Origin of the sequence: Dehalobacter sp. (assembly GCF_030063005.1) — a bacterium.
GTDB lineage: Bacteria > Bacillota > Desulfitobacteriia > Desulfitobacteriales > Syntrophobotulaceae > Dehalobacter > Dehalobacter restrictus.
In genome coordinates this window covers 21,307-46,011 of record NZ_JAPDHR010000016.1, presented here as the reverse complement: position 1 = coordinate 46,011, position 24,705 = coordinate 21,307, and the positions used below count along the sequence as shown (strand labels likewise).

Genomic DNA, 24,705 nt, shown 5'->3' with positions numbered 1-24,705 from the left:
TGCCGTCAAAAAGCCGCACTTCGTATCGTGCTCCGCTTGGCGTTGGCCATCCATTCCGGAGACTTAGTCTGCAGCTAGTGCAAGCTACTAATGTTATTTAGAAATTGCTGTACTAGATTTGTTAACCTTAGAATTAAAAATTAAGGATTTACGGGTACTTAACTGGTCTCGTTGGAGGAGTATTGTGGACAATAACAAGAATGTAATAATCTTAGGTATTGAAACGAGTTGTGATGAGACGTCGGCGGCAGTCCTAGCCAACGGCACGGATTTAAAAAGCCACATCATCTCATCTCAGATTGGGACCCATCAAAAGTATGGCGGCGTTGTCCCGGAAATAGCATCACGGGAACACTGTCTGCATATCAGCCAGGTAGTTGCAGAGGCCCTCGGACAAGCAGGTATGGGATTCAAAGATCTTTCTGCGGTTGCAGTGACGTACGGCCCGGGGCTGGTAGGGTCTCTCCTGGTGGGAGTATCTGCTGCCAAAGCCATGGCCTATGCAGCAGACATTCCTTTAATCGGCGTCAACCATCTGGAGGGGCATGTTTATGCCAATTTCTTGGAGCATCCGGACTTACGTTTCCCGCTGCTGGCGCTTTTGGCATCCGGCGGACATACCAATCTGATTATTTTTAGGGGGCATCTAGACTATGAAGTGATCGGCAGAACCAGGGATGATGCTGCCGGGGAAGCCTTTGACAAAGTAGCCCGGGCGCTCGGATTTGGATATCCGGGCGGTCCGAATATCCAGAAAGCTGCTTTCGAAGGAAACGCAGCAGCTTTTGATTTTCCCAGAGCGATGCTGGAGACCGGGAGCTTTGATTTTAGTTTCAGCGGGTTAAAGTCCTCAGTTCTTAATACCTTAAACAGTGCCCGGATGAAGGGCGAAGTTTTGAATACTGCCGACCTGGCAGCTTCTTTCCAGGCTGCCGTTGTGGAGGTGCTTGTGCAGAAAACCCTCCGGGCCTTGGAAAAATATCCGGTTAAGACCTTGGCCCTGGCCGGCGGGGTTGCAGCAAACAGCAATTTGCGGCAAGCGCTGCAGCAGGAACTGGATCACCGCGGGATCTCTTTTGTTTATCCTTCGCCGATATACTGTACCGACAATGGTGCGATGATTGCACTGGCCGGTTATTATCGCTTTATGAATGATGATTATGCTTCATGGAAGTTAAATGCAGTTCCTGGCTTAAATCTGTAAAATTGGAGGACGCAGTTACATCAGTTTATATTCAATTATTCATTAATAATTATCAAAATTATCAAAAACTTTATATTTTTTATTTATTATGGTAAAAAAATCGACAAAAAAGAATAGGTATTAGAAAAACATAGGATGCAATATTTATCCACAACGATTGTGGATAATGTGGATAAACCATGAAAAAACTTGTTCTTTGGCTACTGCGGATGGGGATAATTTCTTAGGAGAAAAATGCTAAACGAACATCATTGTTAGGAAATTGCAATTTTAGAAGTGATTAATGTCGAAAATTTGATTAATTTTGCTCTATAATGCAGACATATGACCAGGAGGAAGCAGAACGTGAACGAAAAAGAAAAAGATTTATTTCGAAAAAAAGTTCTTCAAATCAGGAGGGTCATGACAGCTGATGAACGTAGGCAAAAAAATGATCGGATTCAGAGGAATATAATGTCTTTGCCAGATTATCAGAACGCTGAGATAATTATGATGTACTTAAATTATTGGGATGAAGCAGAAACTACCGAGGTTGCCGAAGAAACGCTCAAAGCACGAAAAAAGCTGATCATTCCGTTATGTCAGGGGGAAACCATCATTCCGTGTGAGATCAGAAATGTTAAAAATGATGTGCAGTCAGGGAATTTTGGGATCAGAGAGCCGCGTCCCGACCGCTTGCATCCGGTATCCCCAGAAGAAATTGATCTGATTCTAGTTCCGGGTGTCGTATTCGACAGGCAAGGCGAAAGGATTGGTTTTGGCAAAGGCTTTTATGACCGTTTTCTGCCTCAATTAAGGAAAGACGTCTGCATCGTCGGTTTGGCGTACGATTGTCAGCTGGTTGAAAAAATTGCAGCAGACGATCACGATTTTAAAATGTCTTTACTGCTTACAGAAAATGGTGTAATCTATGTTCCATAATCATATTTGCGAAGATTATGACAATTTAAGGAGAGTGAATATGTGTAAGTGTTGTGACTCCAAACAAGAGGCAGTATTTGCTGATTCCAACCAACACAGGCTGAATGAGATCCTCTCTGCTTATCAGGGTCATGATGGTGCTCTTATTCCGGTTCTCCAGGAAGCTCAGGAAGTGTATGGTTATCTTCCTGAGGCCGTCATGCGGGCCATTGCCAAAGGACTGAAGATTCCTGAGGCAAAAGTATTTGGCGTCGTTACTTTCTATGCTCAGTTCAGACTGAAACCAACAGGCCGTAATTTGATCCGGGTTTGTATGGGAACGGCCTGTCACGTCAGGGGCGCTCAGAAAGTACTTTCTGAGATTGAACGTGAACTCGCAATTGTTGCCGGAGAGACTACCGCTGATCAAAGATTCACGTTGGAAACCGTTGCTTGTATTGGAGCCTGTGGCCTGGCTCCTGTCATGACCATCAACGGTCAGGTTTTTGGGAATATGAATTCCGGCCTGGTGTCGGATATTCTGAAAAGATTTAAATAAGGGAGGGGAAACGATGAAGGTTTTAGCGAACCCGTGTTGTGAAAAATGTCATCATACAGCATCCACTCCCTGTTCCGATTATGTTCAATGCAGGGCGGAAGGGCCGTTGTGCCATGACGATGTTTCCTGCAAACAGCAGAGGCAGAAACTGATGTCTTTGATCCTGGAACCAGACAGAAAAAATAAGCAGGTTCTGGTCTGCAATGGAACAGGATGCTTTTCTTCGGGTTCCCAGACATTAATCGATCTACTCAGGGAAGGATTGGCTGAAAGGGGCATTCATACGGCTGACGTCCGCTCTACGGGCTGTCATGGTTTTTGCGAACAAGGGCCAACCGTGATCATTGAACCGGACAAGACTTTTTATACGAAGGTTAAAGCGGAGGACATTTCCGAAATCATCGAAAAAGATATTATACGTGATGAAAAAGTTGAAAGACTTCTTTACGAGGATCCGGTATCGGGGAAACTCGCGGCAAATTTTGAGACCGTGAATTTATTTGCCAAACAGAAACGGATCATCCTTGATAACTGCGGCAAGATCGACCCGGAGGAAATCAGCCATTATCTCGCTAAAGACGGCTACAAGGGTTTGGCCAAAGCGATTCAAACCATGAGCCCGGACGAGGTTGTGGAGGAAGTCAAAAAATCAGGATTGAGAGGCCGCGGAGGTGCAGGTTTTCCGACAGGGCTTAAATGGAGTCTATGCCGCCAGTCAGAGGGCACCAAAAAATATGTGATCTGCAACGCCGATGAGGGAGACCCCGGTGCGTTCATGGACAGGGGCGTTCTTGAAGGAGACCCGCATGCGGTGATTGAAGGAATGCTGATCGGAGCTTACGCGATTGGCGCTGACGAGGGTTATATCTACTGCCGGGCCGAGTATCCGCTCGCGATCGACAGGCTTAAAACCGCGATTGCCCAGGCTGAGGAAAACGGATTACTGGGCAATAACATCCTGAATTCCGGATTTAACTTCAAACTAAAGATCAAAGCCGGTGCAGGCGCTTTTGTCTGCGGCGAGGAGACGGCCCTGATTGTTTCCATCGAAGGCAAGCGCGGGATGCCGACGGTCAGGCCTCCTTACCCTGCCGTCAAAGGTCTCTGGGGGAAACCGACCAATATCAACAACGTCGAGACTTGGGCCAATGTACCGTATATTTTACGGAATGGCACAGACTGGTATACGCAATTCGGCACTGAAAAAAGCAAAGGCACCAAGATATTTGCTCTGACCGGCAAGGTCAATAACACCGGCCTGGTGGAAGTGCCGATGGGGATCACGCTGAGGGACATCATCTTTGATATCGGTGGCGGGATCAAGGACGGGAACCAATTTAAGGCTGTTCAGATCGGGGGGCCCTCCGGAGGCTGTCTGCCCGAGGAAATGCTGGATATTGAAGTCGACTATGATAATCTGACCGCCGCAGGAGCAATGGTTGGCTCAGGCGGACTGGTTATCCTTGATAATACAACATGTATGGTCGATATTGCCCGTTTTTTCTTAAGCTTTACCCAGAAGGAATCCTGCGGCAAGTGTACACCCTGCCGGGAAGGAACGAAGCGGCTTCTGGAAATCTTGGTTCGGATCACCAAGGGTGAGGGGCAAGCTGAGGACCTGAATACGCTGGAAAATCTGGCCAAAGTTATCAAACGGACATCACTGTGTGGTCTTGGTCAGACAGCCCCGAATCCGCTGCTCGCGACACTGCGCTATTTCCGTCACGAATATGAAGCCCATATCTTTGAGAAACGGTGTCCGGCACATGCCTGTACCGCGCTGATGGAATATACGGTCGACAATGAAAAATGCAAGCGCTGCGGGCAATGTTCCAAAGTTTGTCCGGTCGGCTGCATCACCGGGGATAAAGAGACACCCTATGTGATCGATACGCAGAAATGCATTAAATGCGGGGCTTGTCTGAAAAAATGCAAATTTAATGCAATTAGCTTAGCTTAGTATTTCAAATGGCTATCCAGATAAGCCTAAGAATGGCTGATCTGGTATTCGTTTATTTGAATGTCGAGTGATTTGTATTGTTTGCTTGGATGAAAAGTGAAAAAGGAGTGAGAGTGTGGAAAAGGTTCAACTCCAAATTGACGGAAAAACTGTATTGGCCTCAGCAAAATCTACGATTTTGGAAGCTTGCCGGAAAAACGGGATTTCTGTTCCGACACTGTGCCATGCTCCCGAACTGACCAACTGGGGCGCTTGCAGGTTGTGCATGGTCGAAGTAGAAGGCATGCGAAACCTGGCTACAGCATGTACGATGGAAGTACAACAGGGGATGGTCGTAAGGACTTCAACACCGGAAATTAGGGAAGCCCGCAGAACTATCCTGGAATTGATTTTAGCGAACCATGATATTGACTGCCTAACCTGCGAAAAGATGGGCAACTGCGATCTTTCCCGTTATGCTTATGAATATCAGGTTAAAGGAAATACTTTTCAGGGAGAGAAACGCTGCTCTGACCCGGACGACAGCAATCCGTTCATTTTTCGGGATATGAATAAATGCATTTTATGCGGCAAATGCGTAAGGGCTTGTGCCGAGATTCAGGTCAATAATGTTCTAGACTATTCCAAACGCGGTTTTGAAACTCAGGTCTCACCTGCTTTTAACCTGCCGTACGGTGACTCGGATTGTGTATTCTGCGGCTCATGTCTGGCCGTTTGTCCGGTTGGCGCACTGACTGAAAAACAAATGATCGGCAAAGGACGTCCCTGGGAAATCAAAAAAGTTCGGACCACGTGTCCTTACTGCGGAACAGGTTGCAATTTTGACCTGAACGTCAAGGACGGCAAAGTGATCGGAGTAACCTCCAGTTCCGATGCACCGGTTAATGGCAGGGCACTGTGTGTGAAAGGACGGTTTGGATATGATACGATCCACAGTCCGAACCGCCTGCAAGCTCCGTTGATCAGAAAAGACGGTGAACTGGTCGAAGCGGACTGGGATGAAGCCCTTGATCTTATCGCAGAGAAATTCACGGCAATCAAGGCCGAAAATGGCCCTGATTCGCTGGGTGCTTTAAGCTCAGCACGCTGTATCAATGAAGACAATTACCTGATGCAAAAACTGATGCGCGCAGTGATCGGAACTAATAACATCGATCATTGCGCCCGGACCTGACACGCTCCCTCTGTGGCCGGTCTGGCCACTTCATTTGGCTCGGGAGCTATGACGAACTCAATTGGTGAAATACCGCATTCTAAGGTTATTTTTGTGATCGGTTCCAATACGACTGAAGCTCATCCCGTCATCGGCGGCAAGATTAAGCAGGCAGTACGCAACGGCTGCAGACTGATTGTGGCCGATCCGAGGGGAATCGAGCTGACCGGGTTCGCCGAAGTCTGGATGCGGCTGCGGCCCGGAACAGACATCACGCTGGTCAACGGGCTGATGCATATCATTCTGAATCAGGGATGGGAAGATCGTTCCTTTATTGAAAAAAGAACGGAAGGATATGAAGGACTGAAGGTGATCCTTCCCAAATATACGCCCGAGTATGTCAGCAGGGTTACCGGGGTTCAGGAGGAACTTCTTTATCAGGCTGCGGAGATCTATGCTACAGCCGAAAGTGCCCAGATCTTCTATACACTGGGCATTACCGAGCATATCACCGGTACGGACAATGTGATGTCCCTGGCCAACCTTGCCATGCTGACCGGCAATCTTGGCAAAGAAAATTCCGGCGTCAATCCGCTGCGGGGACAAAACAATGTCCAGGGAGCCTGTGATATGGGCGCGCTGCCGAACTTCTTCCCGGGATATCAGAAAGTGGAAGACGAAAAAGCAAGAGACAAATTTGAAAAGGTCTGGGGAGTACCTTTAAACCCGAACAAAGGGTACATGATCCCGGATATGTTTGAAGCCTCTCTTAAAGGGAAGCTGAAAGCAATGTATATCATGGGTGAGGACCCGGTTTCAACGGATGCGGATGCCCACCATGTACGCAAGGGACTACAGGCACTTGACTTTCTGGTTGTCCAGGATATCTTCCTTACCGAGACAGCCAAACTGGCCGATGTCGTGCTTCCCGGCGTGAGCTACGCGGAAAAAACCGGAACATTTACGAATACCGAACGCCGCGTGCAAATGGTCAATAAAGCGGTTGAGCCTGCTGAAGGCGCCAAACCAGACTGGCAGATTATCAGTGCCATTGCCAATAGAATGGGTTCTGATTTCAACTATCATTCGACGGCAGATATCATGAATGAGGTTTCTTCACTGGCACCGCAGTACGCGGGTATTTCGCACGAACGTCTCGGAACGCATGGCCTGCAGTGGCCGGTTACCTGTGAGACTCATCCGGGTACTCCAATCCTGCATATGGATGGCTGCACGCGGGGCAATGGGCTGTTTATGCCAATTGAAGCCAGAGTTTCGGATGAGCTGCCGGATAAGGATTATCCTTTCCTGCTCAGTACCGGACGCAAACTGAGCCACTATAACATCTCGACGCGCTATTCAGACGTGTTAAGTGCTTATTCGGCAGAAGAATTCGCCGAGGTCAACCCTGAAGATGCCAGGAACCTAAATGTCTGTGACGGTGAGAAGGTCAGGGTCTCCTCACGCCGGGGTGAAGTGGATACAAAGGTCAGGGTAACGGACAAAGTTCCGCCCGGAATGATCTTCATGACGTTCCACTATGTGGACTCCCCGGTCAACGTTCTGACGAACGCAGCTTGCGATAAGGTCTCGGGTACGTACGAATACAAGGTGTGTGCAGTTAGAATTTCGAAGTAAAACAATACGGGCAGTTGCTAATTATTGTATCATCAAGGTAAATTTAAAGAATATGCTTGAAAGGCAAAAAATACAAAAATTTGTCACCGACTAAAAAAGTCTTCCTTCAGAGTTTAAATCTGAGGGAAGACTTTATTTTTTCTAGAAAGAAAATCATAGACTTTTGATAAACATAAGCCTGTCACTCCTTGTCCGAGGCAGACATATATTGATAGAGGAACAATGAGCAAAAGGGGTATCTTCATTGAAGGCAATAGCATTTGTTGATTACGAAAATATCTGGGAAGGCCTTCACGAATACGGCTACAGGCTGATGCCCGAGGAGTTTATTCAGCTCCTGGAGGACTATGCGGATCATATTGGAGTGGATCTAAAAGCCGTCTATTTGTATGCGAATTTTGACAAGGAAGAATTCTGGAGGACCCAAACTGCCTTTGAAAAGAAAAACATCTTCACGCGTCATGTCTATGGGAAAAATAACTATGTGAACACCGAAATCCGTGCAAATGCGGCGGATACGGAACTGATGCTGGAGGTTCAGGAAATTCTGGTGACCAGACCGAAATCTGCAGAACTATTTCTTTTATTTACAAGTGATGGCGATTTCCTGCCTATTATCCGAAGAATCCGTGCCTGGGGGAAAGAAGTCCGAATCATCGGTGTTAAAGACAAAATCAATCACTTGCTGATTCCTTACTGTGAAAGTCTGGATGTTTTCTTTAATCTTCTCAATAAGGATTCTGCCAAGTATATGCCGGTTGATGATTTTCCGATAGGAATCGAATTAATTGCTGAGATGCAGATGAGACTGCCCTATGTTGCTTCCACCAGGGCTCGGTCGTATTTAAGTACCAAGCTAGGAAGAACGGCCTCTGAAGTCAAAGATTTTATCCAGTACCTTTTGACGGAGAACTGCCTGATAGAAAAAGAATTCCGTGATCCAAACCTTGTCATCAAAAAGACCAAGATCTATTTGTTAAACCTGGTCAACCCATTGATCACAGAAATCCTGGGCAGTAATCTGACAGAACAGCTTGCAGCCCGTTATGCAAGATTGAGTTCAGAGATTGTTGAGAAGTAACGGAAGCCTGTCACCGATTGTCCTTTTTTCTCATAGGATATGGAAAAAAGGAAAGGTGTCCAATGAACGATCAGCTGCAAGAAATGTTGGCAATGCCCGGAGTCATAGGCTTTGGTAACGGGATTAAAGAAACCAATGGTCATCCGACGGGAACGGAAGCATTACTTGTTTTTGTCGAGAAAAAGATTCCCCGCTCGGAACTCAGGGACAATGAATGTGTACCAAATTTGATTAACAATATACTCACCGATGTCATCGAAATTGGGGAAATTTTTGCTCACAATGAAGCCAGTGGCAGGCGCGCAGCAGCACAAGGGTTCATTGTTTTCCTTCGAAACCTCGTGGGGAATCCCGCGAAAAATTTCCCCAAAACCCTGCACAAAAACCTGACCTCCAATTTTAATGCAAGAGCTACAACCAAAGAAAGAATAAATGCTGGTGACTTCCTGAGCCTCTGGAGATGGCTAATTAAAGAACGGGGAGGTTCTTCGGCGGTCAGCAGGACTTCTTTGATCAGACCTGCAGTCCCGGGTGTCAGTATTGGTCATTATCAGGGAAGAGCCGGAACCTTTGGAGCGTTAGTCTATGATCAAAAAAGCAGCCAGCCCCTGATCTTATCCAATAATCATGTCTTGGCGAACACATCGATGATGAGCAATGCCCGGGCCTCAATCAACGATCTAATTACTCAACCGGCAGGAATAGATGGTTCAAATGAGGCTATCGGTTATCTTGCAAGGTATGCGGCATTAAATGTTTACCCTAATCCGAATTGCGTGGACTGCGCTGTGGCCAAACCGGTAAGTGCCGCCGCTGTGAGTCCGGAAATATTGGAGATCGGTAAAGTTACGGGTGTGACTGAGGCCGCATCCGGCATGACGGTAAAAAAATCAGGGAGAACTACAGGACTAACGATTGGCAAAATCAGAGCAATTAATTCAACAGTAAAAGTCAATTATGGAGAAGGTAGAATTCTGTTATTTGAAAAACAGATCATTGCTTCCAAAATGTCTGAACCGGGCGACAGTGGATCCTTGGTTGTGGATCACAGAAACAGGGCTGTAGGTCTGCTATTTGCCGGCTCAAATCAAAGTACAATTATTAATCCGATTAATCAGGTTCTCGAAACACTTCAAGTAAAGTTCTAGCGCAGTTATTCAAACTCTGGTTTTGTACCTGACGTACATACCAGAGTTTTTTGACTGCCGCGAATGAACCGGCATTTATTGAATTGCTCGCAAATCCGGCGCTTTTTGAAATGGACTTTCTTTGGCATGGTTTGTGTATATTAAAAGAGGAGGGTTCCTGGCAAGGAATCCTCCGTAAGACCAGACGTTGCTGTTTGTGTTCCCTATTCCGAAACTGCGCTTATCTGAGGGCTAAAATGATCAATGCAATAAGCAAGATGACAAAGGCGATGATTAATACCGGAGAAAAGATAAAAAAGTTAATAATAAGGAATAAACTTGCTAAAACAACTCCGGCTATCAATCCCGGGATAAAACCAATAACAGGCGGTGGGGGGACTGGCGGAATCGGTGGAACAGGTGGATGTGGCGGAACAGGCGGAATAGGGGGCAAAGGTGGTCCAGGGGGGAAAGGGTAACGATTACAGCAACAGCCGCCCAACCGTTGATCAAAAAGCAATGACATTGAAATTCCTCCTCTTAAGATGAAGATAGGGCCCAGAGGGCTTTAATAAGATAAGAGGAACATGGGCTGCCCCAAAAATATTTGGACAGCCGCAAACTGCATATCCCTTTAGAAACTCAAACGGAAAATGACGACTCCGAGAAGCAGCAAGATCAGACCGGCCAGAATCGCGATTGGGTTAACGATTGAAGGCCAGGCAACTAAAAATAACCCCAGACCAGCGGCAGCAATTGCACCAATCAATCTGAGGACAGGGAAAGACTCTGACGAATCTACTTCCTGCGTACGGATAACCTGTTGAAGCATTGTATGGTCCCCTTTCTTCTTGTGTCACAGCATCGACTTGTCTTTTTATATTATTCGGCTTGTCTGAGGTATGTTCATAATCCAAGGGGTTTTATGGTATTTTTTAAAAATTATTTCTAAAAAATATATTTCGAATTGACAAAAACATTGGCCTGACATATAGTAAAACTAATTTAGTTTGAGCGTCAAAACAAAGAAGTATGATGGTAAGTGGTGCTTTATGAATAATCTTTATGGGACTTTAAATGAACTCCTGGTAAAACTATTCAACGACATTCTCCAAATCGAAGAACTGTCCCTTAAGGAGAATGAATTTAGCGACCTCTCTATTACAGAAATACATGTAATTGAAGCAATTGGCCTCACAAAGCGCAACATATCTTCTGTAGCCAGAGACTTGGATATTACGATCGGGACTCTTACCTTTTCGGTTAACAACCTTGTGCAGAAAGGCTATGTGAACCGGATCAGAAGTGATGATGACCGACGGATTGTGCTAGTTTCTCTTACCGACAAAGGTGTACAGGCTTATAAGCATCACGCCGGGTTTCATGATGAAATGATCCAAACAACCATTTCCCGACTTTCGGATGAGGAAATGGAAGTACTTGTCTCGGCTCTCGAAAATATTAACGGGTATTTTAAGGTCAAGTACAATTTGAAAAAAAGAGAAAAATAACAGAGCAAGCTGCACAGACACGGGAGGTTGGAAAGAATGTCAGTTAGAATTATTACGGACAGTACAAGTGATCTCCCCGGCTATTTGATAGAGAAATATAACATTATTGTCGTGTCGTTGAAAGTCCTGTTTGGGGAAGAGGAATATAGAGACGGCGTTGATATTACCAACGAAGAGTTTTATGCCAAAATGGCAAGACATAAAGAACTACCGACGACAGCCCAGGTGAATCCGGGTGAGTTTGTCGAGGAATTTACCAAACATGTAGACCAAGGCGATGAAATCATCGGTATTTTTATTTCTTCCAAGCTGAGCGGAACGTATAATTCCGCTGTAATGGCCAGGGAGATCATAAATAAGGGCAGAATCTATGTAATCGACTCTAATAGCGCTACTTTCGGACTTGGACTATTGGTCGTTGAGGCAGCCGAGATGGCTGCTGCAGGTAAAAGTGCGGAGGATATTGTTCAAACAATTGAGATTCTGAAAGATCAGGTTCAATTCTATGGCGTTATTGACAATCTAGAGAATCTGAAAAAAGGCGGAAGACTATCAGCGACCAGTGCATTTGCCGGCAGTATCCTGGGTATAAAGCCAATTATTTCTATCAAAGACGGAGCGGTCATTGTCGTAGGAAAAGCCAGAGGAAGAAAGAAAGCCTTCTTTTGGATTCTGGAGAACCTAAAAAACAACCATGTGGATTTAAATAATAAGAGAATTTGTATTGCGCAGGCTGCAGCACCTGAGAGTCTGGAGGAATTTAGACAGATCATTCTCAAAGAATATGTGCCAAAAGAAATTGTGGTATTTTCGCTGGGCCCTGTGATTGGAACTCACGCTGGCGCAGGCTGCATAGGAATAAGCTGTTTCGGATAGGGAAGCAGACCCGTTTATGATGATTCGCCCCGCATCTTCAGTAGGAGGTGCGGTTTTTTAGCATCACAAAAATAGAATTTACGGATAGAGGAAAGAAAAGAATGAATAACGGTAATGATAGAATTGACAAATATATTTATATATCTTAATATTCAAATATAAGAATATGGAGGGGATTTGCTTGTTGACTTATAAGGATAATCTGGTTTATTTCGAAGAAAAGGCGGATATATTAAAAGTACTTTCCCACCCTGTCCGGCTTTGCATTGTCAAAGGCCTGATGGAAAATGGGGAAAACAATGTAATGAGCATGCAGAATTGTCTGAGTATTCCGCAGTCGACAATTTCTCAGCACCTATCTGCGTTGAGAAATAAGGGGATCATAAGGGGTAGACGCGAAGGACTCGAGGTTTTTTACTCGGTTCAGAATCCGCTAGTGAAAAAGCTGATCCATCTGATGTTTTTCGAATGATGCTAAATATTTGAATTTGAATATTAAGCCAATTAAACTAAAAAATAAATTATTGAAAATAATATAGGGTCGAGGAGGTCGTTATCTAATGCGTAAAAAAATTGTGATTGTCGGTGGGGTGGCTGGAGGAGCAACCACTGCTGCAAGATTAAGAAGACTCGATGAAAAATCGGAAATTGTTATATTCGAAAGAGGGGAACATATTTCTTTTGCGAATTGCGGACTGCCCTATTTTATTGGAGGCGTGATTAAAGGACGGGATAAACTTCTTGTCCAGACCGTTAAAGGAATGACAAACAGATTCAATCTGGACATCCGGACAAAATCAGAAGTAATCGCGATTAATCGGCAGGATAAAAAGATCCAGGTAAAAAACCTCGACACGGGTGTCGTCTATGAGGAAAGCTATGATATTCTAATTCTTTCGCCCGGAGCGAGTCCTATCGTTCCGGGGATTGAGGGCAGCACCGGAAACCCGAGGGTATTCTCGCTTCGAACAATTCCCGATGCCGAAGCCATTGACAGTTATATTGATCAAAATCAGGCCAAAACAGCGGTCGTTGTAGGCGGCGGATTTATCGGCCTGGAAATGGCCGAAAACCTGAAAGAACGTAACCTTGATGTCTATCTGGTTGAAGCTACCGATCAGGTACAGCCCTCACTGGATTATGAAATAGCGAGTCTTCTGCACACCCATCTCCGCGAAAAAGGTGTCAGGATGATTCTTAAGGACAGTGTCGTGAAGCTTGAAGGATCAAAGGTCTATCTTCAGAGCAGCCAGGAGATTGAAGCAGATATGATCGTGATGGCTATCGGCGTTCGTCCGGAAAACATGCTCGCTGTTCAGGCCGGCCTGGAGACCGGCGAAAGAGGAGCTATCCGGGTCAATGGATATCTGCAGACCAGTGATGAAAACATCTATGCAATCGGTGATGCGATTGAAGTAAAAAACTATGTCACAGGACTTCCGACAAACATACCTCTGGCCTGGCCGGCAAACAGACAGGGCAGGCTTCTGGCCGACAATTTGTATGGCAACCGTAAGCCTTACCGGGGGACTCTAGGAACTTCTGTTGCCAAAGTATTTGATTTGACGGCCGCTTCCACGGGCATCAATGAAAAAACAGCAGCTAAAATGGGAATACCGTATAGGGTCATTCATATTCACCCCAATTCCCATGCCGGATACTATCCAGGTTCGACAGTGCTCGATATGAAGATGGTCTTTACTGAAGACGGCAAAATACTTGGTGCGCAGGCCGTCGGGCGCAAGGGTGCAGAAAAGAGAATTGATGTAATTGCAACGGCTATCAAAGGCAATTTAACGGTTTATGACCTTCAGGATCTGGAATTGGCCTATGCACCGCCTTATTCCTCAGGGAAAGACCCGGTCAATATGATTGGGTATGCCGCGGCCAATTTGCTGGATCATATGGTCAAGACTGTTCAATACCATGAAATCGACGATATTGTCGCTGCTGGAAACATTTTGGTTGACGTCAGGCAACCTGAAGAAGTAGAACTGGGCAAGATCAACGGGTCAATCAATATCCCGCTTCCGGAGCTCAGAAAGAGGCTTGGGGAGTTGCCGAAAGATAAGCCGGTTTACCTGACGTGCCAGATTGGCCTTAGGGGATATATTGCGGCTAGGATCCTTCAACAGCATGGTTATGACCCGATCAACCTTGACGGAGGTTTCCGGACGTATACCAGTGTTTACTGGGCGGTTGAAAAGAAGGATAAAGGAGCGGTAAAAGTTGATGATACCGGAAAAGCTTTTACCGAATCCCCGGAGGCCAAAATCGCAGCGGATAAAGTGATCGACTGTTGTGGTCTACAGTGTCCTGGACCGATCAAACAGGTATTTGAAAATATGAAACTCCTAGAAGGAGGCCAGGTCCTGGAAATCTTGGTTACGGATCCCGGCTTTGCGAGGGATATTGAGGCCTGGTGCAGCAAGACCGGCAATACGCTGCTTAAAACAGAATTAAACGGGGATTATCTGAAAGCCTATCTGCGCAAAGGAAGCGTGAAGCCCGCCGACCAGCCGCAGGTAAACGTTGTGGTGGAGGAAAAACCCAAGAGCGCGACGCTGATTGTATTCGAGCAGAATATGGATAAAGCCTTGGCCTCATTTATCATTGCAACCGGTGCGGCATCCATGGGTAAAGAAGTGACGATGTTTTTCACATTTTGGGGGCTGAATATTCTTAAGAAACATGACGCGCCTAAGGTAAGCAAGGATTCCCTGGAGAAAGCCTTTGGCATCATGATGCCCCGCGGACCAAGAAAACTGCCTATCTCCAATATGAATATGGGTGGTATGGGTGCGAGAATGATCAAGTATGTCATGAAAAAGAAAAATGTTGATAGTTTAGAAGAACTGCTGCACAATGCGATGAAAATGGGTATTAAGATCGTAGCCTGCTCCATGTCGATGGATGTGATGGGCATCAAGAAGGAAGAACTGATCGATGGCGTAGAAATCGGCGGTGTTGCCACAATGCTTGCCAAGTCTGAGGAATCAAACTTGAATCTATTTTTCTAAGACATAAAATAGTTAATTTTTAAGATCTTCCAGCTTTATTGAGGAAAATAATTTATGTAATTTCCACTGAAAATATGGTAGATTATTAAGTACAGACTTAGTACCTGATATACCATTATAATTATTTTAGGGTTTACAAGTATTAGAAGGTATTTCGCAGGGAATGTCTAAATAGTAACGTCTAAATATGTTTGAAGGTAGATGGGCGTGGAAAAGAAAAAGCTGGAGATCACAGGAGTGCTATTTGCCGGAGGAGAAAGCAAAAGAATGGGCCAGAACAAGGCATTCCTTGAGATAGGCGGAAAACCGCTTCTGGAAAGAAATCTGGAAGTGCTGGACAGTATCTGTAGTGAAGTCCTGATCAGCTGCAGGGAGCCTGAACAATATTCTGGATACGGTTATCAGGCGGTTGCAGACCAAATCAAAGGTAAAGGGCCGATGGGCGGGCTGTATTCCGTCCTTCCGGTGGCTAAGTATGACTATGTCTTCGTGGCTGCCTGTGATATGCCGTTCTTAAACAGTGAAGCCATTGCCTATATTTATGAACGGATTGAGGATTATAAGTTGGTTTTCCCGTATGTTCGGGACAGACTACATCCTCTGCACGCCTTTTACCACAAAAATGTGCTTAAAGTTGTCGAGAAACGGATTAAAGAGGACAAACTGCGTCTCTTTGATATTGCTGATGAATGCAGGCATAAGATCGTGAATATTTCTGAGGAGATGGAAGGCAGCATGCTGAAGGAAATGATCGAGGAAAGTTTCCTGAATGTCAATACGCCTCAGGAGTGGGAACTCATTTTACAAAAAATCCAATAATGCTTTGGGGAGGTTAGAATGAAAAAGATTGAGGCAGTAATTCGCAGCAATAAACTTGACCAAGTGGAAAAGGCGCTCAGTAATTTGGGAATCAGCGGGATTACCGTATCTCAGGTACTTGGCTGGGGAAGGCAGAAAGGGAATATCACCGAGGTTTACCGCGGAACGGAAGTATCCGTCCGGCTGCTGTCCAAAGTCAAACTCGAAATCATTGTCAATGATCCGGAAAGTGAAAGCGTTCAGGAAACCATCAGGGAGAATGCCCTAACCGGTAAATTTGGCGACGGCGTCATCTGGGTGACCGATGTTGAGGACTTCCGCCGGATCCGTACCGGAGAAAATTTTCTTGATTAAAATCTGCTAACAGTAATGAATAAATAAGGAAAATTACGGTTATTCTATATAACGTATTTATTAAGCGTTATAGCAATTTAAAGATTGATGAAGAAAATAAGTGATAATCAATTCTAATCGTCCGTAGTTATGCGTGGATGGGGTTGCAATACTACCAGACGTTGCATATTATTATACCTAGGTATTAGCACTCATCTTGATTGAGTGCTAACAATAAAGCGAAATATAAAAATATAAAGGTTTCAAGGAGGGAAATTATTTTATGAAACTCAAACCGTTGGCTGACAGGGTAATTATTAAAGCGGTCCCGTCTGAGGAAAGAACTAAGAGCGGGATCATTATGCCCGACACCGCAAAAGAAAAGCCTCAGGAAGGCGAAGTGATTGCCGTAGGTCCTGGAAAAGTTGAAAAAGGGGAAAGAATCCCAATGGAAGTTAACGTCGGCGACCGCGTGATTTATTCTAAATATGCCGGCACAGAAGTTAAATATGACGGAAACGAATATTTGATTTTAAGAGAAGCCGATATTCAGGCAGTCATTGGTTAAGTAACAGCCCAGTATTACTTATCAGATAACATTCCAAAGTATTTTTTGATAGAATTAAAGGAGGAACATTTAGGTGGCTAAACAAATCATTTTTAACGAAGATGCCCGCCATGCCATGGAGCGTGGTGTCAATAAGCTTGCGGAAGCTGTCCGCGTTACATTGGGACCCAAAGGCCGCAATGTTGTTTTGGATAAAAAATTTGGTTCCCCGCTAATCACCAATGATGGTGTGACGATCGCCAGAGATATTGATCTGGAAGACCCGTTTGAAAATATGGGAGCACAGCTTGTAAAAGAAGTTGCTACCAAGACAAACGATGTAGCCGGTGACGGCACGACCACAGCGACCGTTCTGGCTCAGGCCATTATTCGTGAAGGTCTGAAGAACGTTGCTGCCGGCGCTAATCCGATGGAAATCAAACGCGGTATTGAAAAAGCTGTAGAAGCGATTGTTGCTGACGTTAAAGCAAATGCCAAGACTGTAGAAAGCAAAGAAGCCATAGCTCAGGTTGCTTCGATTTCCGCTTCTGATACAACGATCGGCAGTCTGATTGCCGAGGCTATGGAAAAGGTCGGCAAAGACGGTGTTATCACTGTTGAAGAAGCCAAAGGCATGACCACTGAACTGGAAGTTGTTGAAGGAATGCAGTTTGACCGTGGGTATGTTTCCGCCTATATGATCACCGATACCGATAAAATGGAAGCTATCTTAAACGATCCATTCATTCTGATCACCGACAAGAAGATCAGTGCGATTGCAGATATCCTTCCTGTTCTGGAAAAAGTAGTTCAGGCTGGCAGACCGCTCCTGATCATCGCTGAAGATCTGGAAGGCGAAGCTATGGCTACCCTGATTGTCAATAAACTCCGCGGAACCTTTACGGCCGTAGGCGTTAAGGCTCCCGGTTTTGGAGACCGCCGCAAAGCGATGCTCGAAGACATTGCTGTTCTGACCGGCGGACAGGTCATCACTGAAGACCTCGGCCTCAAACTGGAAAATACTTCGCTGGATATGCTCGGACGCTGCCGACAGGTCAAAATAACCAAGGAAGAAACGACCATCGTTGATGGCAACGGCGACCAACAGGCTATCAGTGCCCGTGTTGAATCCATCAAGAAAATGATTGAAGAAACAACCTCCGACTATGACAAAGAAAAACTCCAGGAACGTCTGGCTAAACTGGCCGGCGGCGTTGCCGTCATCCAGGTTGGAGCAGCTACCGAAACTGAAATGAAAGAAAAGAAACTGCGCATTGAGGACGCTCTGGCAGCTACTCGCGCCGCAGTCGAAGAAGGCATTGTTGCCGGTGGCGGCACAACTTATCTTGATGCAATTGCTGCACTTGATAACGTTGACGTATCCGGCGATCAGAAAACCGGAGTGGCTATTATCCGTAAAGCACTGGAAGAGCCTGTCAGACAGATTGCTAATAATGCTGGTCTCGAAGGTTCCGTCGTTGTGGAAAAAGTCCGCAACAGCTCTAGAGGCGTAGGCTTCAACGCGATGACTGAAGTTTATGAGGATATGATTGCAGCCGGTATCGTTGACCCGGCGAAAGTAACCCGTTCGGCTCTGCAGCACGCAGCTTCGATCTCCGCTATGCTCTTAACCACAGAGTGCCTCGTTTGCGACCTGCCTGAGAAAGAAAATCCAGCAGCTGCCATGGGCGGCATGGGTGGCATGGGCGGAATGGGCGGCATGATGTAGGAAAAGACCAAACCCATTGATATATCATGCGCTGATAAAAAATATCCCCTACGGGGTAGCGTGAAGGTGATAAAAATAATCTCCTGGTATAGGGGTTATAATAAATCCTTCGGTTAGAGGTTTCTCATTAGTTTGCTGAACTTTTGGGAAGCCTCTTTCTTTTTTTTGTCTTATCATAAATGGTTAATCAATCTCATAAAATAAAATTGTGAACAAAAAATCTATAAGGAATTTCCCTTATAGATGGGCAAAGCAACCATATTGCTTGGTGTAAAAAGTAGTTCAATTTGTAGGCGGCTACTTTTTACACATAAGGCTAGATCTAGGCAAGTTTTTAATTAAATACATAGTTTAATTATTTGGATAATCAAAGCGATCAGGCTTACAAGAAGGGAACAGGAACCAAAAATGATCATCATTGTCTGATAGAGTTTTGTCATAGTCCAATTCCTCCTCTCAAGAAGAATTGGTTGCTTTACCTTTGGAAATTTATTATTCTAAATATATTTGTAGTAGTATATATGCTAGTTATACAAGTTTAGACTTAAAATGTTTGTCTTAAGAATTAAGTAGACTGTCCGAGATGGATGGTCTTTTTAGAGAGTTCGGTGAACGTCTTTGGGTATCTCCGTTGTTTTCGGGGACAGGTTAGGAATGGCCAAATATCTTTCCTCGCAAAAAAACTTTGCAGAGGAACTTGGCCTACTAATTTAGTCATATAAAAAGCGGGATGGCACCTTAAATACTTATTTGGTTAAAGATGGAAGAATAGAATATGCTCAAAAAATCTCCTCTGAAAATATTTTATAGAAAGAGGAGGTTATCTTTTATGGTGCAAACTGCGAAAAGCCCGCCAAACCATAATCATGGAAGTTCAACGCATACATCCTGCGATTACGGGCATTCTCATCAATGCTTGGATATTTCGGGAATAGCTATTTCAACCGGTGATAGTCATGTTCATCATTCAGAAAATTTCGTTTTGTATGAGCATGGACATACGCATTACTACAAAGCTGTTTCGAGCCCTTCAATTCCGCTGAAGAATGGATGGCATGCGCATAATTGGGATTTCTACACGACCGTAGACAACGGCCACCGACATCGAATTTCCGGTGTGGATATGGCGACTCCCGGCTTTTGATCCATTGATTTCGGATTTGCCAATAGGCAATCGTATAATCGATAATTCAGCCCAAACAGGAATTACCAGTAATACCTTGATTTAGCCGGTCATAATATTAAGTAAGAACTCCGCCAGGAGGGCAAGGTATGAAAAAGAAAATCATTGTCGGTTCCATCATCATTTTTTTGTTCGTCATTGGAGGAATGATTACCATAATGCGTCAGCCCGATCCGCAGCAGCTGGTTATCTTGGGCCTGGAAAACCTGAACAAAGCCAATTCATTTTCTTATGCTTTAACGCAGCAGCAGACAGTGGATGGCAAAGCGCGGTTACTGACGAGGATTACCGGCTATAAGAGCGGTGAAAACATTCAGATTCAGGGTCAGCTGGCGGGAAGCAAAGTTGAGATGATTAAGGTGGGTGATGTTCTCTACAACAAGGACCCTTTCAGCAAAGCGTGGGTAAAATTCAGCGATGTATCAGTTGCCCAAAAAGTCTTTCTGGTGGAGCTTAACCCTTTGGCCAGTCTGCAGTTGAAAGAGATCGGTGAGGTGATGCTTAAAGGAGAGAAAGAACTAAACAGCAAGAAATGCTGGGTATGCACGCTAAAACCAAGTGTACAGAATCAGATGATGGAAACTCTATGGACCGGTTTTGAGTACACGCTCTATATCACCAGAAGCACCAAAACTGTAACGCAGGTTGAAGTGAGAGCGCAAAACAAAGAAACCGGAGAACCGATGACCCTGATCCTGGAATTTAAGGATATCGGAAGAAAGATTTCAATCCAGCCGCCTGAAACGGCAGAGTAAATGTCTGGCTTCATAAAAGAAGGTACTGCAAAAACGCTGTTCGAATGCAGTTTTTGCAGTATCTTCTTTTTTATCCTGTTCAACTTGTGATATAATTCAGTGGTAATAGCTTAATGGAGTGGTAGGAATGGAAAGAAAGATTGCGAAGGTGCTGATAACCGAGGAACAGCTAAAAAAAAGGGTGGCCGAACTGGGTGAACAGATTACCAACGAATATTTTGGCAAGGATCTTCTGACCATTGGTATTTTTAAAGGGGCTGTGCCTTTTTTTGCAGATTTGATCCGGCAAATAAGAATTCCGTTGAGATATGATTTTATGGCCGTTTCAAGCTATGGGAGCTCCAACCGTTCTTCAGGAGCCGTCAGACTACTGAAGGATCTGGAAACCAGTGTCGAAGACAAACACGTCCTGATTGTTGAGGATATTGTTGATACAGGGCTTACGCTGAAATACTTGAAGGAAAACCTTCTCAGGAGACAACCCTTAAGCCTGAAGATTGTCACGCTTCTGGACAAGCCGGAGCGGAGACAGGTCGATATTCAGCCTGATTACAATGGCTTTGTGATACCAAATGAGTTTGCAGTCGGCTATGGGCTTGATTATGACGAAATGTACAGGAACCTCACGTATATTGGCGTTTTGAAGCCCGAGGTTTATGAGAAATAAAATCAAAAGAGATTACTCCATTTTACTGCCAGTTAAGAAAAATCATATCATAAGTCTCAGTACTGAAATGTTGAAATGTTGAAAGGATGATGCAAGTGGAACGTGAACTGGTGTTGGTTCTTGACTTTGGTGGACAGTATAATCAGCTGATTGCGCGCCGGGTCAGAGAAGCAAAAGTATATTCAGAGATGATTTCATATAAGACCCCTGTAGAGAAGATTAAAGCCATGGCCCCGAAAGGAATCATTTTCTCGGGAGGTCCCGCTAGTGTCAATCAGGAGGGCGCGCCTTTCATTGACCCGGCAATCTATGAACTGGGGGTACCGATCCTCGGAATCTGTTATGGTATGCAGCTGATGACCGTACAGCTAGGCGGACGTGTGGAGAGACCGCAAGCCCATGAATATGGGAAAACAGAGATCACGATTGAATATAATGAAGGGGTCTGGCACGGACTCAAAGGTGCTCGTCAGTGTTGGATGAGTCATGGGGACTCAGTGCTGGAACTGCCTGCCGGTTTCATCCGGGCTGCCTTTACCGCCAATACACCGGTTGCGGGAATCTACTGTCCGGAAAAGAACTTTTACGGCGTCCAATTTCATCCCGAAGTCAAACATACCCCGGAAGGACAGGCAATGCTTGAGAACTTTCTATACAGGGTATGCAGCTGCCAGGGCAACTGGACCATGGAATCCTTTATTGAATCCCAGGTACAGGAGATCAGGAAGAGAGTCGGAGATAAAAAGGTCTTATGCGCGTTAAGCGGCGGGGTCGATTCTTCTGTTGCCGCAGTGCTTGTTCATAGAGCGATCGGGGATCAGCTAACCTGTATTTATGTCGATCATGGATTTATGCGCAAGAATGAATCGGAGCAGGTCAAGGATACGTTTATTGGAAAGTTTCACCTGAATCTGGATTTCGTCGATGCTTCGGAACGTTTTATGGCTAAGGTGAAAGGAATTTCCGAACCGGAAGAAAAACGCAAACGGATTGGCAATGAATTTATCAGGCTGTTCGAAGATGAAGCCCGTAAGTTAGGCCAGATTGATTTTCTGGTACAGGGTACGCTTTATCCGGATATTGTAGAAAGCGGCACCGAAACGGCTGAAACCATTAAAACGCACCACAATGTTGGCGGGCTGCCTGAAGATATGCAGTTCGAACTGATCGAACCTTTACGGATGCTTTTTAAGGATGAAGTCCGGGAAGTCGGACTGGAACTTGGCTTGCCGGAAGAGATTGTCTGGCGCCAGCCATTCCCAGGCCCGGGGCTTGCAATCCGTATCATCGGCGAAATCACGCCGGAAAAGCTGGATCATTTAAGAGAAGCGGATGCAATTGTCAGGGAAGAGATTATTAAAGCCGGACTCCACATGGAGGTATGGCAATACTTTGCGGTGTTGCCCTCTATCCGCAGTGTCGGCGTGATGGGAGATGGACGCACGTACGGTTATCCCATCGTCTTAAGGGCGGTCACGAGTGACGATGCGATGACGGCCGACTGGGCAAAGCTGCCGTACGAACTGCTCGAAGTCATCTCGAACAGGATCGTCAATGAAGTCCACGGTGTGAACCGCGTGGTTTATGACATTACCTCTAAACCCCCCGGAACGATTGAGTGGGAATAATGGCGCGAAGTCCAGGAAGCCTTGAGAATACTGATTATTTTAAAGGGGTGAAATCAGTGTTGATGCTGATTTGATACTAACTTCGTAACCACCTACAAATTACAGAAGGATAAAACGTCCTCTGGAAACGACGAGTTTTCAGAGGACGTTTTTATGTTCTTCTCCAATTTTTCTTGGGCTGGAATTTGCAGCAATCATCAGCGGTGTCAGACCAGTTGAATTTCCACTCGGCATATTCTTCTTCGGTGATTTTGCCGTCTGATAATTCCTGTTTTCGGAGATTCCATCACAATTGTGTTTAATATGCAAATAAGCCAGGACGGTCACTCTGACTGTCCTCGCTTTGCAAAAGTCAGAAGATTACAGATGCAACGCAACGAGGAAACCTTCCCAGTTGCGAACACGGGATTGCGAGCCTGTGCGCAGTCTCCGACCGTAGCAAAATCATCCGTTAGCATCCAAGCAAGCGAAAGGAGAACAGAATATGCTCCCGTTCCTCTGGGTCATCCAGATTAAAACGGTACAATTCATTGATTTTTTCAAGGCGGTATACAGCAGTGTTGCGGTGGATAAACAGCTGCTGAGCCGTCAATAAATAACTGCGCTCAGACTGCAGGTAGTTGCGCAGCGTCAGGCTATACGACGTCCCATATTCGTCGTCGTAATCCTTTAGGTACCGGACTCCAGGATGGACGCAATGGCGGCAGAAATCCCTGTCCGGTTCGAAAACGAGCACATCGATCGCGCAGTCGCGAAAGTGTGTCAAGCTTTTGTTTTGTTCAATTCCTCGTTTTACCGCGATTGACGCCTGCCTATGGTAAATCGCCACCTCTCCAAGATTGACAAATTGGGCACTCACACCTACAAATAACGGGATCACACTCGGAATTGTCGATAACAGCTGGTCCTCTGCAAATGCGTCCGCCTGATGACAGAAAACGAGCTGTTCCTGAAAAATAAGACCGATCGTCTTTTTAAAGCACTCGCTCAGGCCACTGAGATACATCATAAGGTTGCCGTTCGTTGGCGCTCCGTTTATTTTGCAAACGGTCACCTGATAAGAGACATCCTCATCCCAATCCATCAGTGCAATGAGCTTTTTTTGGTTGTATTCCGCCAGGCTCCCTGAGGACAAGGCTTCGAATACGATCGACTGTGCGAAATTAATGAAAGTGCTGCCAGTCGTGTTCTGAGCGATCGAGGCAAGCGCAGCTTCGATCGTTTTGGCCAGGCATAGTTCACGCGGCGTGATCGGGTGATTCATGCATAACACGCATTGCCCAATCAGGTTGTCGTCTTTATCGCAGTAGCTGACCATGATTCCGTAGGAGTAAGGCGCAGCCACGGGTTCCTCATATACGAGTCGATTATGCCGAACGGGAATCAGCTTTATGGAATTGCTGGAATTCATCATGTGTATGGATTTTAGGGAGGACTTGTTCAATTTGATATACTCGTCCCAAAACTGGTTGATTTCACCGGGTTTATAGTTTTTGGAATATGCAATGAGATTCAGCTTCAGGTCTACAATTAATATCGGGCCAATCAGGTTGTTGCAGGCGTCCACTATGCGCTGCTCGGGATGCTCCAGCTGCGCGCTCTCAAAAACCATACTTTCCCAATTGTTATAAAACTCAAAGCAATCGATGATTTTGCTGGATATCTCGTCCATATCCAAGGACCGTAAACTGATGACGTCGTTGCCATGTGTCAGCAAAACTTCTTCGGACGTATTCCCGCTCAAAAAATCCTTTGCCCTGCCGATATAGATATGCCGACGGCCCTTCGGGGAAAAACTGGACAAAAACTGCATTCCCTCGATTTCATCAGCGCCGCCAGTCATGGTCAGAATGGGGTCATATTCCTTCAGCCATTGTGCGAGCATCCAAATATTCAGTTTCATACAGCCTCCCGATATTCACTGTACGCGCGATACAGTTTCTTAAATGAAAGACACCTCAACAATTGTCGTTTCGATATATAGCATATAAGCCGACACCAAGTTATTATTAAAT

The 24,705-nt window shown here is 45.4% G+C and carries 22 protein-coding genes; 20 read left to right on the top strand and 2 right to left on the bottom strand.

Features of this window, described 5'->3' with window-relative positions; genetic code table 11:
• Positions 1-184: 184 nt before the first annotated feature.
• From tsaD to OKX56_RS06415, 8 genes are all read left to right on the top strand, one after another.
• Positions 185-1,204, top strand: a complete 1,020-nt coding sequence (gene tsaD, locus OKX56_RS06450) for a tRNA (adenosine(37)-N6)-threonylcarbamoyltransferase complex transferase subunit TsaD (protein WP_019225285.1) — start codon at positions 185-187, stop codon at positions 1,202-1,204.
• Between the two features lie 345 nt (positions 1,205-1,549).
• Entirely contained in the window at positions 1,550-2,125 is a 576-nt protein-coding gene (locus OKX56_RS06445) for a 5-formyltetrahydrofolate cyclo-ligase (RefSeq protein ID WP_019225286.1), read from the top strand.
• 40 nt (positions 2,126-2,165) lie between these two features.
• On the top strand, positions 2,166-2,663 hold the full coding sequence (gene nuoE / locus OKX56_RS06440) for an NADH-quinone oxidoreductase subunit NuoE (protein WP_019225287.1): 498 nt from the start codon (positions 2,166-2,168) through the stop codon (positions 2,661-2,663).
• Between the two features lie 13 nt (positions 2,664-2,676).
• Positions 2,677-4,623 carry an NADH-quinone oxidoreductase subunit NuoF gene (gene nuoF / locus OKX56_RS06435; protein ID WP_019225288.1) on the top strand — a complete coding sequence of 649 codons (1,947 nt, stop codon included), beginning with the start codon at positions 2,677-2,679 and terminating at the stop codon, positions 4,621-4,623.
• Positions 4,624-4,738: 115 nt separating this feature from the next.
• A complete protein-coding gene (gene fdhF, locus OKX56_RS06430; RefSeq protein ID WP_083221838.1) occupies positions 4,739-7,414 on the top strand; it encodes a formate dehydrogenase subunit alpha in 2,676 nt (891 codons plus the stop codon).
• Positions 7,415-7,658: 244 nt separating this feature from the next.
• Positions 7,659-8,495, top strand: coding sequence for an NYN domain-containing protein (locus OKX56_RS06425; protein WP_019225289.1), 837 nt, complete (start codon positions 7,659-7,661; stop codon positions 8,493-8,495).
• Positions 8,496-8,557: 62 nt separating this feature from the next.
• On the top strand, positions 8,558-9,643 hold the full coding sequence (locus OKX56_RS06420) for a chymotrypsin family serine protease (protein ID WP_019225290.1): 1,086 nt from the start codon (positions 8,558-8,560) through the stop codon (positions 9,641-9,643).
• Positions 9,644-9,879: 236 nt separating this feature from the next.
• Positions 9,880-10,101 carry a hypothetical protein gene (locus OKX56_RS06415; protein WP_025206043.1) on the top strand — a complete coding sequence of 74 codons (222 nt, stop codon included), beginning with the start codon at positions 9,880-9,882 and terminating at the stop codon, positions 10,099-10,101.
• Positions 10,102-10,256: 155 nt separating this feature from the next.
• On the opposite strand, the gene OKX56_RS06410 is transcribed toward OKX56_RS06415, so the two are convergent.
• Complete coding sequence (locus OKX56_RS06410) at positions 10,257-10,454, bottom strand: hypothetical protein (RefSeq protein WP_015043670.1); 198 nt, start codon at positions 10,452-10,454, stop codon at positions 10,257-10,259.
• 220 nt (positions 10,455-10,674) lie between these two features.
• Here OKX56_RS06410 and OKX56_RS06405 point away from each other — a divergent pair, with 220 nt between their 5' ends.
• The 12 genes from OKX56_RS06405 to guaA all read left to right on the top strand — a co-directional run bounded on the left by OKX56_RS06405 (position 10,675) and on the right by guaA (position 22,690).
• Positions 10,675-11,133 (top strand): MarR family winged helix-turn-helix transcriptional regulator, encoded by a 459-nt coding sequence (locus OKX56_RS06405; protein WP_287895900.1) that lies wholly within the window; start codon positions 10,675-10,677, stop codon positions 11,131-11,133.
• Positions 11,134-11,169: 36 nt separating this feature from the next.
• Positions 11,170-12,009 carry a DegV family protein gene (locus tag OKX56_RS06400; protein WP_019225293.1) on the top strand — a complete coding sequence of 280 codons (840 nt, stop codon included), beginning with the start codon at positions 11,170-11,172 and terminating at the stop codon, positions 12,007-12,009.
• A 181-nt stretch (positions 12,010-12,190) separates the two neighbouring features.
• Positions 12,191-12,481, top strand: a complete 291-nt coding sequence (locus OKX56_RS06395; protein ID WP_019225294.1) for an ArsR/SmtB family transcription factor — start codon at positions 12,191-12,193, stop codon at positions 12,479-12,481.
• Between the two features lie 88 nt (positions 12,482-12,569).
• Positions 12,570-15,029 (top strand): CoA-disulfide reductase, encoded by a 2,460-nt coding sequence (locus OKX56_RS06390; RefSeq protein WP_019225295.1) that lies wholly within the window; start codon positions 12,570-12,572, stop codon positions 15,027-15,029.
• A 201-nt stretch (positions 15,030-15,230) separates the two neighbouring features.
• The gene (gene mobA / locus OKX56_RS06385; RefSeq protein ID WP_287895898.1) at positions 15,231-15,848 is read left to right on the top strand and encodes a molybdenum cofactor guanylyltransferase; all 618 of its coding nucleotides are present in this window, start codon (positions 15,231-15,233) and stop codon (positions 15,846-15,848) included.
• 18 nt (positions 15,849-15,866) lie between these two features.
• Positions 15,867-16,202: a P-II family nitrogen regulator gene (locus OKX56_RS06380; protein ID WP_287895897.1), complete on the top strand. Its 336-nt coding sequence runs from the start codon at positions 15,867-15,869 to the stop codon at positions 16,200-16,202.
• Between the two features lie 262 nt (positions 16,203-16,464).
• On the top strand, positions 16,465-16,749 hold the full coding sequence (gene groES / locus OKX56_RS06375; RefSeq protein ID WP_015043663.1) for a co-chaperone GroES: 285 nt from the start codon (positions 16,465-16,467) through the stop codon (positions 16,747-16,749).
• A 73-nt stretch (positions 16,750-16,822) separates the two neighbouring features.
• The gene (groL, locus tag OKX56_RS06370; RefSeq protein ID WP_019225298.1) at positions 16,823-18,457 is read left to right on the top strand and encodes a chaperonin GroEL; all 1,635 of its coding nucleotides are present in this window, start codon (positions 16,823-16,825) and stop codon (positions 18,455-18,457) included.
• Between the two features lie 829 nt (positions 18,458-19,286).
• Positions 19,287-19,601 carry a YmaF family protein gene (locus tag OKX56_RS06365; RefSeq protein WP_019225300.1) on the top strand — a complete coding sequence of 105 codons (315 nt, stop codon included), beginning with the start codon at positions 19,287-19,289 and terminating at the stop codon, positions 19,599-19,601.
• A gap of 128 nt (positions 19,602-19,729) precedes the next feature.
• Positions 19,730-20,395 carry a hypothetical protein gene (locus OKX56_RS06360; protein ID WP_019225301.1) on the top strand — a complete coding sequence of 222 codons (666 nt, stop codon included), beginning with the start codon at positions 19,730-19,732 and terminating at the stop codon, positions 20,393-20,395.
• Positions 20,396-20,522: 127 nt separating this feature from the next.
• Positions 20,523-21,062 carry a hypoxanthine phosphoribosyltransferase gene (gene hpt, locus OKX56_RS06355; RefSeq protein WP_015043658.1) on the top strand — a complete coding sequence of 180 codons (540 nt, stop codon included), beginning with the start codon at positions 20,523-20,525 and terminating at the stop codon, positions 21,060-21,062.
• 95 nt (positions 21,063-21,157) lie between these two features.
• Complete coding sequence (guaA, locus tag OKX56_RS06350) at positions 21,158-22,690, top strand: glutamine-hydrolyzing GMP synthase (protein ID WP_019225302.1); 1,533 nt, start codon at positions 21,158-21,160, stop codon at positions 22,688-22,690.
• Positions 22,691-23,141: 451 nt separating this feature from the next.
• On the opposite strand, the gene OKX56_RS06345 is transcribed toward guaA, so the two are convergent.
• On the bottom strand, positions 23,142-24,593 hold the full coding sequence (locus OKX56_RS06345; protein ID WP_019225304.1) for a helix-turn-helix domain-containing protein: 1,452 nt from the start codon (positions 24,591-24,593) through the stop codon (positions 23,142-23,144).
• Between the last annotated feature and the right edge of the window lie 112 nt (positions 24,594-24,705).